Genomic DNA, 13,522 nt, shown 5'->3' with positions numbered 1-13,522 from the left:
TGTATATGATATATGGAAGGATAGGATTTATTTTTCTTTAGCTGTACTTTTTGTTACCGTACTTTCTTTACTATGGAATATAGTTGCTCATAATATTATGGATAAATTTAGGGGGAGAGAATGAATAGTTATGAAACTTTTACTGATTGGAACAGTAGCGGGGTGGTTTAATTAATATGAAAAAAAGTATAGATTTTAATAAGAAAGCTTTTGCACATTATATGGCTCTTTATCCTGTAAATGAAATAAGAGTCCATGTAATTGTCCTTGTCCTTTTGGGGGCAGACGTGTTTGTTCTCTTGCCTGCGTTTGCGAATCCTTTTCGATTACTCTATGTATATATAGTAACTCCTCCAGTTGTTTTTTTAAATTTGTGGGCGATATGGATTGCTATCAATCCTCGGAAACGATAATTACAATACACTCTATTTCGAGGAGTATATGGCACCATATGTTCAGTCGGATTATTAGTTATAACTCAAAAATATGCTTATGAAGTGTTACAATTACAAACTCCTATCTATTGTATTCTTTCATTTGGTTTGTATAGTTTTGCTTTGTATCATTTTTATAAAAATCATATTGAAAAACTTCAGGAACCAAGAAAAAAATCAAAATCATCGAAAGGAACTGGTGGTGTAAAAGTAGCAGCTATTGCAGCGGGATTGGGGCAGTTAATTGCTAATATAATTCTTAGCATTGCAACACAACAGATGGGTGCGATTGTATTTATGTGTGCATGCACAGTGTTTTCGTTTGGTTTGTTTTATATGATTATAGAACTCCATAAGTATTATTATTTACGGAAGCATATAGAAGATGGAAGGAAAATACGTATAGGCTTTTAAAGAGAATTTGTTGCATTTCAAGTATATAATCGCATTCTTCTTATGGAAGCCATTCACGAGGCTTATAGCAATAAAAGATGTATAGGTGGAAGATTATATTCTAGTAAAACATCTGAAGGAATGGAAATTAGGTTTGTTCTTATTAATGATAAGATTATAACTGTTTATCCAAAGTACTAAAGATGGTGAGGTATCAAAAATGAAATATGATTATAAAATAACAAAATATGAAGATGTAGATTCTTTAAAAATAGAATTACCTAAAGAAATAGAAATTGTAGCCACATTTTTAGAAGATGATATCCAAGGGATTCCTATTAAATGGTGGTTACAACAAATCGATGAAGTATTAAACAATATAAAAGAATATAATGAATTTCAAGGTAATCTATGTGCAGTTCAAGTGAAAAAAGAAGAAACTCTACTAGTCGATTTATATTCTAATCATGATCCTAATATATGTAAAATAGAAACAACTGAACTTAGAGATTTAATTGAGATATGGGGACAAGCACAAAAAAATGTATAAAAATAACAATTGAAAAGTTAATTTTTATAAGAACATTTAAATTAAGACTCTTCTTAATTGTGGGCTAGATAGCTCACGCTTTTTATTTTGGGTGACTATAACATTTATTTTTAAAATTTATAATCATACTATTTGTTGCGAACAAACATTCAAAGAATCTATTGGTGCTACAGCTAATTGAAGGCGTATTAACAATTTGAGAGTAGTTATTGATAAGAATGGAAATGTAATAGCTGTGTTCCTAAAGAATAAGAAAAGTTTAATATGAGTTTATGTTTTTTTATTCGGGGAATATGGGCGTAATTGGTTATCGAGAAAAAATTCAGGAGAATAAAATTATGAAAAAAATAAACCATGAATTATTTGGTGAAATTGTTCACGATTTATATTGGAGCGGACAACAAAAGATAACTATTTTTGGGCAGGAAAAAATAGTTTCTTTAACTATTGATGGAGAAGAAGATGATTTAATTCCTAAAGTTCAAGAAGAAGCATATAGGAAGTTCATTACTGATATAAACAAACTTACAAAAGAAGCTGAACAAGCAATATTCGAGTATTATGAAGAAGAATATATGGAATATAGAGATATGGTAGGTGATGAATCTGCTGATAAAATAGCGCCGATTATAACAACCATTCAAGAACTAGGAAAATTGGTGGAACCTGTTGGGTTAATTATATTACCAGATTTTGAAGATGGAATTAGAAGAGTTGGATTAATATTCAATTGTACCTGGGAAGAGGACGGTGTCGGGGTGAGATTTGAAAATGAGCAAGTTGTAGAAGTTGGTTATCAAGACATCGTTATTTAAACTTCAAATTAATGTAATACTAAGAATCCTATTAGATAAAGGGGATTCTTAGTATTACTTCACACGTACATAAGCGTCATTTGCTGTTACATAGTATGTTTTTCTGTTGCTATTGTGTACTTAAATATAATCCCAGTGCCAACCTTTACCATCTAACCAGCTAGTAAAGTCATCTGAAAAAGAAAGAAAAGATTGTCCATCTTTTTAATTAGGGGGACAGCCAATGTACTAACATAAAATCGATGCTAAGGATTATTTGCAAAGTAACAATACTGTACATTTTTGTTACTTTGCAATCTGATAATGGAAAAAAATACAGACTTTAATCTAAAATTACATGTATTTCAGCTGAATCCTAATGAGATGTTTTTTTGATTATTTACCTTCTATTTCTTTGTTTACAACGCTTTGAATGTATACTTTTCTTGCTAAATTTGAGGATATCAGGGGAATTGGGATGCAGTCAATATTTTTACAGATTCGAATGTAAACTAATAATAAAAAGTTTGCTTTCATATTAGAAAAGGTTAGTCCCTCACTTCACTCCAGCTAAAAACCTCACACCCAAAAACAAAGGGGAACTCAATTATTCAAATTCATATAAAGTTTCAATCTTGTTTAAGCATCCATTAGGATATACAATGGATCATCCATTTTTCTTTACATAATCTCCAGATGCAGTCCATATCAACTATAGATTCTTGTCTTATGCTAAATGTAATCAAAAAGCAAGTAGATAAAGATAATGACTAAAACATTAACTCTAGATACTTTTTTGATGAATATTACAAATAAACAGGAGGTAATGAAAAATGATTAAAACATTATTAGCAGGAGCAATTTTAAGTACAGGATTGGTAGCGGGAGGTGCAGATGATGCGAAAATGGACAATTTAAAGTCAAATGAAGATAGTTCAAATCAAGTAATTACACAGAGTGTAGATGGAACAACGTCTTTCTCACAAAACTTTGATTTACCTAAAGATGCAGTGCCAGCAACTCCTAAAGGAAACGCAAAAACTGTTGAAAGAACAGAGGGGACAGGTTCTCAAGAAGGAAAAATGGTACCAACAAAAGAAGGAAATTAAATACTATATAGTTATAACGAAGAGCATCCAAAAAGTGGTGCTCTTTTTATATTATAGGGATCAACTGGTTTTACTCAATATAGAACTGTAGCGGGAATTCAAGCTAGAATATGGGTTACTGTCTCTTCAAATCATGGTGTTTGAAGCACTAGTTTTGATGGTAACGTTACAACATAAACATTTTATTAGAGATTTTTTGAATTTACATACACTCTAGATAAACTACATATCAACTTCAGATACTTGTTTTATGATACAAGTAATCAAACAAAAGGAGGGCAATATAAAATGATTAAAACAGTATTAAAAGGGCACTCTTTTAAGTACAGGAGATTATTAACAGGTGGAGAAAATGTTGAAGATGTACAGGCAGATCAACATATTCCATATGAACAAAATGAATTGCAGCAAACTCTAGAAAAGTACGATTCGAAGAAATTTGAGTTATAAAAAGAAAATAGATAAATATAGTGAAAATAGATAAATTGACAAGAGAAAAGCACTTTGTGTATATCACAGGTGATTTTTATTTTCATTTGGATATAGAACTTGAATCAAACTTTTATACTAAAATATATAGGGCAAAAAGGAGGGAGTACATTGCACAAAATTATTTATGGAATATTAATTTTAATATATACTTTTTATTCATTTTTTGTAAGTGAAGTAAGGTTTATTATGCTGTTAACTATAGTACTTATCTTTTCTGTGGTTTTAGAAAAAGGAAATGCAAACAAAAAGACTGATTAAGGGTCGTTTTGTTTGCATTTTTTTAATTGGCTATTACAGTCCAGATGTTTTAGGAGAGCACCAAATTTCATTTTTGGGGCACTATTAAATTTTTAGTTGATGAAAATACGGTGCCACTCCTACTAGAGAAAACACCACCTAAAATAGAAAACTTTTAACCTATTATCCTCTATTCCGTAGCTTTTAAGGTATTTAACACGACTTTGGTTGCATCTGCAATAAGTTTATCGTCATATTTAGCATCTTCTTTATCATGATTAGAAAGTATAGCAAGAACAATTGGCTTTTTATTTGGTGGCCAAATAATTGCGATATCATTTCTTGTTCCGTAAGATCCCGCACCTGTTTTATCAGCTACTTCCCAACCTTTTGGTACGCCCGCACGAATCAATTTATCTCCAGTTGTATTTCTCTTCATCCAATCTACTAATAGTTCACGTTTTTCTGTTGGAAGTGCAGTCCCTAATGTAAATGATTGAAGCGTCTTAGCTATTGCTTCTGGTGTACTGGTATCATGTGTTTCTCCTGGATGCACTTCATTTAATTCAGGTTCAAATCGTTCTGAAGTAGTAACAGTATCTCCCATTTCTCTCAAGATTTTTTCAAATTCAGAGGGACCTCCTAACTGTTTAAGAATCAAATTATGTGCTGTGCTGTCACTATATCGAACTGAAGCATCTGCAAGTTCTTTTAACGTCATTCCTGTATCAACATGCTTTTCAGTAATTGGATTATAATTAGAAAGATCTTCATGAGTATACGTAATTCTTTGATCAAGAGCTTCTAATGAGTTCTTGCGTAAAAGAGCGCCCACAGCTAATGATTTAGATGTAGATGCAAACGCAAAACGATCATCTGAATGATAAGCAATCGTTTGATTCGTACCTGTGTCCAGTGCATAAATACCAAGCTTAGCATCATATTCTTTTTCAAGTTTAGCAAAAGATTGATTACCTGTATTTTCTTGTTTAATTTGATTAGCTTGATTCGTTTGTTTAGGTGGTTCAGATTGAGCATTACTATTGGAACAGCCTATAAGTGATACACATGAAAGTAATACTACAGGTACAATCTTTTTGTAATGTAAAATGTTATAGAACTTGTTTAAAACGAACATAAATTTTCAACCTCTTTCAAGAATATATGGATTTTGTCTAGGTATTCTAAATACCGATGCAATTAAAGATGACATAAGGTAACAATACTACTGCAGCTGAAATTTCACAGGTTAAATGACATCCAAAACGTTTATCCCGCTATTTGCCGGGCAGTAAGACCCCCGCTGATTAAAGTTTCACTTTATATGATTGATAAGTCACGGTTTGGGTTGTTTCTTTTTTGTTTCCACTTGTAATGGTTCACCTGTGAAAGTATTACAATACATGTTTTTTACTTTTGGGAATAATAAGTCCTTTCATTTTTTTGTAATACATAAAAATAGATGTCAAACGGGATATGTTGTATCCAATCTGGACAACTCATATTAGAAATACACTTATTAGACACTCTAAGTAATAAATTTGTTCCACTTTAAGATGAGGAAGAATTTGGGATTTGTAAAATAACAATGGAACTACGTGTTTTTTCGTCATACAAAAACCTCTACATATAAGTAGAGGTTTTTAAATTGCATATTAATGAATTATGCTTTTTCAGGTAAACGAAGAACATAGAATACATAATTTTAACTAGACTTATTATTAGCTAGTTTATCCCCACCACCAAGCTCCGCCTCAATCTGCGAAGTCTTCGATGACTCATCCATACGCCAATACGTAATGAAGCTTATCGCGATACATCCAGCTACGTAGAAGTAGAATAGTGATTCCATACCGATACTTTTTAGCCATAATGCGATGAACTCGGCTGTTCCACCGAATATCGCAACGGTTAGTGCATATGGTAAGCCTACGCCAAGTGCGCGAATTTCGGTTGGGAAGAGTTCTGCTTTTACAATTGCGTTAATGGAAGTATAACCGGTAACGATAATGAGACCGACCATCATAAGTAAAAATGCTACCATTGGTTCTGTCGTTTTTTCCATAAAGAAGAAGATTGGCGCTGTTAGTAACGTTCCGAGAATACCGAAAGCCATTAATAGTGGGCGGCGTCCAATTTTATCGGATAATAGCCCCGCAATTGGTTGAAGTACGACGAAAATAAGTAGTGCGGCAAAGTTAATCCAGCTTACAACTTCTTTCGGAAGACCGACTGTGTTTACCATGAACTTTTGTAAATATGTTGTGTACGTGTAGAATGCGACAGTGCCTCCTAATGTTAGACCGACTACTGTTAATACTGCTTTCGGATGTTTCATAAGAGCGCGAACGGTTCCTGCGCTTTCGCGTCTTTGCGATTTTATGTTTGCGAACTGCTCTGATTCATCCATCGTGCGGCGAAGCCATAATACAGCTACTGCACCCATCGCTCCAATAATGAATGGAATACGCCAACCCCAAGCTTTCATATCTGGTTCGCTTAGTAATTGCTGAAGAACAATTTGAACGCCTAACGCAACCATTTGTCCGGCAACGAGCGTGACATACTGGAAGCTTGAATAAAAGCCGCGGCGACCACTACTAGCCATTTCAGATAAATACGTTGCGGAAGTTCCGTACTCTCCGCCGAGTGATAACCCTTGCAGTAAACGGGCAAGAACTAAAATAATTGGTGCCATAATACCGATACTTTCGTAACTAGGTGTACAGGCGATAATTAAAGAACCACCGGCCATAACTGTAATCGAAAGCGTTAATGCTGCCCGGCGTCCGTGCCGATCCGCATAGCGTCCCATTAATAAACTTCCGATAGGGCGCATTAAAAAACCAACTGCGAAAATAGCCGCTGTGTTCAGTAACTGACTCGTTGGATCGCCTTTAGGAAAGAACTCTGCTGAAAAATAAACAGCGAAAGCAGAGTAAACGTACCAGTCGTACCATTCAATTAAATTGCCGACAGAACCTTTAAAGATATTGCCGGCGACTCGGTTAGATTTTGCTTGAGCCATAATCATTCCTCCTCTTGCTTATAAATAAAAGGTATATATGAAAGCGTGTTCATTGTGTTTAAATTGTACTGTTCTTTGTTTGAAATCTCAATATTATGACAATTTCATTCTTTTTGTACTTTATGTACATGGGGAGTTTTAATAGTTGCTTCATTATTCGTTTTGTCATAATAATAGAAAAAGGAGATTGATAGTTTTGAATATTTTATCAAAGGATATGAAGCATGAAGAAATCACGCAAAGTGTCATTACAAACGAAAATAGTAAGCTTAATTATCGCGTTAATTTTATTTGTCGTTCTCCTATTAGCGGGAATATTTGTTTACATTCAGTCCGTTGATACGAAGCGCCAAGTGGAGCAGCTAGCACTGCAAACAGCTAAATCTCTTTCTTTTATGCCAGCTATAAAGGATGCTTTTCAAAATAATGAGCATAAAAGTACCATTCAATCCATTGCGGAACAAGTTCGCGAGCAAGCTGGTGCAGATTATGTCATTATAGAAGATCGCTTTGGGGTTATGTATTCCCATTCTAATTCGGAGTTGATTGGTACAAAGAGTAACAATCCATATAACTATGAAGCACTCACTTTTGGTGGTTATTATACGCTTGAAGGAAAGGGAGTAAGTGGTCCGGCTTTAATGGCGAAGGCACCTATTATTGTTCATAACGGAGATTACGATCAAGTCGTAGGCGTTGTGACAGTGGAGTTTCTAATAAAAGGTATTGAATCTAACATATTGAGCAGAACGAAAGAAATTATCTTCTTTTCCTTAGCTGTATTAGTAGCCGGCATTGTTGGTGGCATCCTTTTAGCGCGTAGCATTCGAAAAGATACACTCGGTTTAGAGCCGAATGAAATCGCGGCATTATACCGGGAACGAAGTGCAATATTACTATCTATAAAAGAAGGAATTATCGCCATTGATCAAAATGGTTTTATTACGATGATGAATACGTCAGCAGAAGAGATGCTACATGTAAATGATGATTATATGCAGCAACACATTTCAAAAGTTTTACCGGATTTTCATATGGAGAGAGTGCTAGAAATCGATCAAGAAATAGCATTTCAAGATAAAGTATTCATTTTAAACATGACACCAATACTCGAAAATAGCAGTACAGTAGGCGTTGTATGTAGTTTTAGAGATAAAACAGAACTGCAAAACTTAGTGAACACAATATCTGAGGTAAGAAAGTATTCCGAGGACTTACGCGCTCAAACACATGAATTTACAAATAAGCTGTTCGTCTTATCAGGATTACTTCAGTTAGGACATTACAAAGAAGCGATTGAATTTATTCAGCAAGAATCTAACATTCATCAAAGCCAAAACCATATTTTATTCCATCAAATTCATGATGCGAAAGTACAAGCTATTTTATTAGGAAAAATCGGAACAGCATCGGAGAAGAAAATTGATTTTCATATTGAAGGAGATAGTGCGCTTCATCCGTTACCAGACCATATAAAAGTTTCGCACCTTATTACGATACTTGGAAACATAATCGACAATGCGTTTGATGCGGTGAGTGAGCAGGAGGAAAAGAATGTTTCCTTCTTTGTTACGGATATTGGGTACGATATTGTGTTTGAAGTGATAGATAGTGGAGCAGGGATACCGGCAGAAAAAATTACGACCATTTTTCAAAAAGGGTTTTCAACGAAAGGAAATGATCGTGGTTACGGACTAGCAAACGTGAAAGAAATGGTAGATCTACTAGAGGGAACAATTGAAATTCAAAACGAGAAAAATGGGGGAGCTATTTTTACAATTTACCTTCCGAAAACATTGAAAGAAAGTACATGACGAACAGGGGGATGGACATATGTTGAAGGTTGCAATTGCAGAAGATGATTTCCGCGTCGCGCAAGTTCAGGAAGAGTTTTTATTAAAAATAAAGGATGTAAAAGTGATCGGAAAAGCATTAAACGCAAAAGAAACGATGGAACTACTACAAAGGGAAGAAATCGATTTGCTTCTATTAGATAATTACTTACCAGATGGAATTGGAACAGACTTATTGCCGAAAATTCATGCTGACTTTCCGGACGTTGATGTCATTATGGTCACTGCGGCAAATGAAAACTATATGCTAGAAAAAGCAATTCGAAACGGCGTAAGCAACTACCTTATAAAACCGGTCACGTTAGAAAAATTCGTTCGCACCATTGAAGACTATAAAAGAAAGAAGCAACTATTACATAGTAACAATGAAGTAAATCAAGCACTCATCGATAATTTCTTCGGGACTTCGCAAACACAAGACATAAAAAACTTACCGACAGGTGTGGATCCGTTAACACTGCAAAAAGTGAAAGGCATTATAAAAGGATTCGAAGAGGGCATTACAATAGAAGAAATGGGAGAACAAATGGGGGCCTCCAGAACAACCGCAAGAAGATACTTAGAATATTTAGTAGCGACAAACGAATGTACAGTAGAGTACACATATGGCATTATCGGACGACCAGAACGAAAATATCGAATAGGAAGAGGACTATGAAAAAACGATTATTACTATGTATATGGATCATGACAGGAGTAATAGCTGGTTGTTCCTCGGAAAAATCCCATACGAATAAAGTGAACATCGACAAATTAGAAATCGTTGCGCCAAACGTTCAAGGTGCCGGATGGGACTTAACAGCACGGGCAATGCAAAAAACACTAACGGAAGAAAAAATCTTCACAAAACCAATCACAGTCACAAACAAAGTAGGTGGCAGCGGTGATGTCGGATGGAAATATACGAAACAAAAAGGTGGTCACGTACTGGTGATTAACTCAAGCTTACTCATAACGAACAACCTACTAGGCCACAGTAAACTAACATATAAAGACTTTACCCCGCTCGCAACACTCGCATCGGACTGGGAAGTCGTTGTCGTATCAAAAGACAGCACCATAGATAACGCAAACGAACTAATGGAACAACTAAAACAAAACAAGGAAAACTTCAAAATCGGAGTTGCCCCCGGCCTAGGAAACGACGATCACCTATCCTTCGTACAAGTAAGCAAAGCATTCGGCATAAACCCTGCCGAACTACAATTCTTCGCCTACGAAAACAAAGAAAAAATCATAAACGCCCTAACGAACAAACAAATAGGCGCCGCAACCATGACCCTATCCGAAGCCGAAAAACAATACAAAGCCGGCAAAATAAAAATACTAGCCGTATCCGCACCAAAACGACTAGACCGACTACCAGAAATCCCAACATGGAAAGAACAAGGAATCGACGTCGTCTTCCAACACTGGAAAGGAATTATGGGCCCAAAAGATATGACGGAGGAAGAGGTTGCTTATTGGGATGGTGTTATTAAGAGGATGGTGGAGAGTGATAGTTGGAAGGGGATTTTGAGGGAGCGGGGTTGGGAGAGTTTTTATAAGGGGAGTGGAGAGACTAGGGGGTTTTTGGAGGAGAGTAGTGGGTGGTATGGGGGGATGATTGGTGGAGATAGAGGAGATAAGTAATTTTAGTGCTTTGTACTTATAAAATATCGATATCATTCTTAGTATATACATTTATATAAAAATTTCCTTTTATAAAAATAATGCGTTATTATAATTTTATAAGTTAAGATAGAAAGGGAAATAAAATGGATGTTAATAATATAGAGTTACCAGAATCACTAAAAGAAGTACTTTGGGACGGGTGGATACTCCTTGGTGTCATATTTATTATATGTACTTTGCTTGTGATTATTAGATCTTATATACCAGATGATATGCTACCTATCATTAAAGGTGCTATAGCATTAGTTATTTTAGGTGGGATATTTTATCTAGGTTATTAAAGTAATTATTATAGTTTATGAGTGAAAAGGAGTTAAGATGGCTAAGCGAAAGAAGAAGCAAGATGAATCAATATTGGGATCTTTACTAGTTATTACGTTTTTCGGAGTGTTGTGGAAACCGGAATTTTTAGTACCAATAGTAATGGTATCAGCGGCAATTATATTATTATATATGTATGTGAATGTAAAAAAGCTAAGAGAACTTCGGCAATCAGGAATTTATGATATTGATAAAATGAGCGGACACCAGTTTGAAAAATATTTAGGAAGTCTATTTTCGGCTTTGGGTTATAAAACAGAGATTACTAAAGCATCTAACGATTTTGGTGCAGATTTAATTTTGAGAAAAAATGATAAAAGAATTATTGTACAGGCAAAACGCTATAAGAATAACGTTGGAATTAAATCTGTTCAGGAGATTGTTGGTGCAAAAGAATTGTATAAAGCTGATGAAACATGGGTTGTTACAAATAGTGAATTTACAGCTGCAGCATACAAACTCGCTAAAGTGAATCGAGTTGTATTAATTAATCGAGAGAAACTTATTAAGTTAATTGGTCAGGGCAAACGAGAAAAGAGAAAGTAGTGATACAAAAGGTCAGGTATAGACTTATGGAAAAGGCACTATGAAAAGTGTCTTTTTGTTTTGAATATAGAAAAATAATCCAGAAAACTTATATTTTAGTATATAATTTAAAATGAGAATGGCGTGTAATAATATTTTTAATAGTAAAAGAGAACTTTTGATCACTTTTTATTATCGAAACTTATTTATTTGTATATTTTTATATTTAATTTATATAAATGAAAAACACGCATAATATGAAAAAAGAGGGGATTCTTGTGGGTTTACATATTATACCGAATGATTTGCCGAGCTTAACTCCAGGTGAGAGAAAAGTACTTGAAAAGGTTCGGTCTTTATATAAAGATGTGCAAAGAGAAGCGTATTTATATATTCAGCCAAGAATTAGACATTTAGAACCTGATTTTATTTTAATTGATTCACAAAGAGGTGTAACAATCTTTGAAGTGAAGGATTGGGAACTTTCTTACATTAGTAGAGCAGATAGAAGAAAAATAGATTTAGCAGATGGAAAACAGGTAGATAATCCATTTTGTAAAGCTAACTTATACCATACTGCAGCACAGAGGTTATTTAGGTTGCACGATATTTTAAAAAATGAACGGAACGAATTAAAGTTTAAATTACATACTAATGTTATATTTCCGTATCTTCATTCTAATAAGATTGAAGAGAGTGGATTAGATCAAGTATTTAATCAGCCACCAGCGCAGTGTATTTCATCTGACATGTTAAGTACAGTAAATATAAATCAATTATTTAAAAATGAATTTAGTTTCGTAGAAGAAGATGAAATTATTGCAATACGAACACTATTATTTCCAGAAATTAAGGTTAGTTGTAGCGATAATCAAATCAGTACAAAAGAATTAATTACAGCACTAGATGCAGAGCAAGAGCGTTTCGCGAAGCGTGTACCATACGGTCACTATATGGTAACTGGAGTTCCGGGTAGTGGGAAAACGGTTTTATTGCTAGCTCGTGCAATTCATCTAGTACGTGAACATCCAGAATGGAAAATAAGAATATTAACGTATAATAGGTCGTTAAAAACAAAAATTGAAAACAAATTGAATTCTTTAGCAGCTGATCTTGCCTTTATGAATGTGCGCTTGGAGAATATAGATGTTAGCACTTTTCATAAATTTGCGTTAGATACAGCAAGTATATGTGTACCCCAAAAAAATACAGTGAAGTGGTGGAATGAAGAATTGCCGGAAGTAGCTATACAGCGAGCTCAATCATCATATGATGCTGTTTTAGTGGACGAATACCAAGACTTTCTAGATGATTGGATTCGATTATGTGTGAAGTCTTGTAAAGAACATACGTATGTTAATAATCAAAAGGAAACTGTTAAGGGGATAAATTTATTTTTAGCAGGAGATAGACTACAGAGCATCTATAACAACTCAGATCATAGTTGGAAGAGCTTAGGTATTGAGATGCGCGGGAGAAGTTCTTTATTAAAGAAATCTTATCGTGCCGGTAGTCAACATATAGATTTAGCCCTTAATTTCTTGAAACAAGAAAAGAAATTGGAAGAGGAAGTAAATAAATTTTATTGTCCAATGAGCGAACTATCTTTTGAGAATGAAATGAAAGATGGAGTTAGTTTTATTGAAGGATCGTATGAAGATATTAGTAATAAAGTCTACGAGCTTATTAAGCGCAAGGGCTATAAGCCAGAAGATATATTAATTTTGTGTAGAGAAGGAAAAGATTGTGAGAATATACAAAAGAAATTAAATCGTGAGATACGTCAAAAAGTAAAAGTTACAAAAAATATTACTGAAGGACATTTAATTATAACAACATATCATTCATCAAAAGGTCTTGAGGCACCAATTGTCTTTTTAGTTGATGTGGACAAGTTTGAAAGAATGGAGCTTGAACAAAATGATATTAAACTACGTAAGCTATTATATGTAGGCATGACAAGATCATCTGAGCATTTATACATTCATGCTGGAAGTTATGATAAACCTTCCTTTGGACAAGTATTAAGGAACGAAATATCTTGAGGGTATCCTTGAAAATCTAAAGAGGAGTATAATTGAACTGAATGTTAAAACATTAAAGGTGTAGGAC

The 13,522-nt window shown here is 34.3% G+C and carries 11 protein-coding genes and 2 pseudogenes; 11 read left to right on the top strand and 2 right to left on the bottom strand.

Annotation, left to right across the window (positions count from 1 at the left end; all coding sequences use genetic code 11):
* Positions 1-176: 176 nt before the first annotated feature.
* From COK05_RS31800 to COK05_RS31365, 5 genes and pseudogenes are all read left to right on the top strand, one after another.
* A pseudogene (locus COK05_RS31800) lies at positions 177-848 on the top strand (hypothetical protein).
* Between the two features lie 199 nt (positions 849-1,047).
* Entirely contained in the window at positions 1,048-1,377 is a 330-nt protein-coding gene (locus COK05_RS16145; protein ID WP_000872946.1) for a hypothetical protein, read from the top strand.
* Positions 1,378-1,715: 338 nt separating this feature from the next.
* A complete protein-coding gene (locus COK05_RS16140; protein ID WP_098613379.1) occupies positions 1,716-2,192 on the top strand; it encodes a DUF6985 domain-containing protein in 477 nt (158 codons plus the stop codon).
* An 812-nt stretch (positions 2,193-3,004) separates the two neighbouring features.
* Positions 3,005-3,274 (top strand): annotated as a pseudogene (locus COK05_RS16135) (alpha-ketoglutarate permease); the annotation flags it as partial.
* 294 nt (positions 3,275-3,568) lie between these two features.
* Complete coding sequence (locus tag COK05_RS31365) at positions 3,569-3,730, top strand: hypothetical protein (protein ID WP_176539449.1); 162 nt, start codon at positions 3,569-3,571, stop codon at positions 3,728-3,730.
* 469 nt (positions 3,731-4,199) lie between these two features.
* Here COK05_RS31365 and blaIII read toward each other — a convergent pair whose 3' ends face one another.
* Together blaIII and COK05_RS16115 are read right to left on the bottom strand one after the other, a co-directional pair.
* Positions 4,200-5,147 (bottom strand): class A beta-lactamase BlaIII, encoded by a 948-nt coding sequence (gene blaIII / locus COK05_RS16125; protein WP_050842691.1) that lies wholly within the window; start codon positions 5,145-5,147, stop codon positions 4,200-4,202.
* Positions 5,148-5,714: 567 nt separating this feature from the next.
* Positions 5,715-7,037 carry an MFS transporter gene (locus COK05_RS16115; RefSeq protein ID WP_098613378.1) on the bottom strand — a complete coding sequence of 441 codons (1,323 nt, stop codon included), beginning with the start codon at positions 7,035-7,037 and terminating at the stop codon, positions 5,715-5,717.
* A 224-nt stretch (positions 7,038-7,261) separates the two neighbouring features.
* Between COK05_RS16115 and COK05_RS16110 the strand changes: the two genes are divergently transcribed.
* The 6 genes from COK05_RS16110 to COK05_RS16085 all read left to right on the top strand — a co-directional run bounded on the left by COK05_RS16110 (position 7,262) and on the right by COK05_RS16085 (position 13,455).
* On the top strand, positions 7,262-8,851 hold the full coding sequence (locus COK05_RS16110; protein ID WP_098613377.1) for an ATP-binding protein: 1,590 nt from the start codon (positions 7,262-7,264) through the stop codon (positions 8,849-8,851).
* A gap of 19 nt (positions 8,852-8,870) precedes the next feature.
* A complete protein-coding gene (locus tag COK05_RS16105; protein ID WP_098613376.1) occupies positions 8,871-9,548 on the top strand; it encodes a response regulator in 678 nt (225 codons plus the stop codon).
* A complete protein-coding gene (locus COK05_RS16100) occupies positions 9,545-10,522 on the top strand; it encodes a tripartite tricarboxylate transporter substrate binding protein (protein ID WP_098613375.1) in 978 nt (325 codons plus the stop codon). The genes COK05_RS16105 and COK05_RS16100 overlap by 4 nt, the downstream gene beginning before the upstream one ends.
* Positions 10,523-10,647: 125 nt before the next feature.
* The gene (locus COK05_RS16095; RefSeq protein ID WP_097995572.1) at positions 10,648-10,845 is read left to right on the top strand and encodes a hypothetical protein; all 198 of its coding nucleotides are present in this window, start codon (positions 10,648-10,650) and stop codon (positions 10,843-10,845) included.
* 37 nt (positions 10,846-10,882) lie between these two features.
* Positions 10,883-11,431 (top strand): restriction endonuclease, encoded by a 549-nt coding sequence (locus COK05_RS16090; RefSeq protein WP_098613374.1) that lies wholly within the window; start codon positions 10,883-10,885, stop codon positions 11,429-11,431.
* Between the two features lie 257 nt (positions 11,432-11,688).
* Complete coding sequence (locus COK05_RS16085; protein ID WP_098613373.1) at positions 11,689-13,455, top strand: UvrD-helicase domain-containing protein; 1,767 nt, start codon at positions 11,689-11,691, stop codon at positions 13,453-13,455.
* Positions 13,456-13,522: the final 67 nt, after the last annotated feature.

Origin of the sequence: Bacillus cereus, assembly GCF_002567495.1 — a bacterium.
GTDB lineage: Bacteria > Bacillota > Bacilli > Bacillales > Bacillaceae_G > Bacillus_A > Bacillus_A cereus_AQ.
Note: the sequence above shows the minus strand (reverse complement) of the source record. Positions and strands in the feature narration are given on the sequence as shown.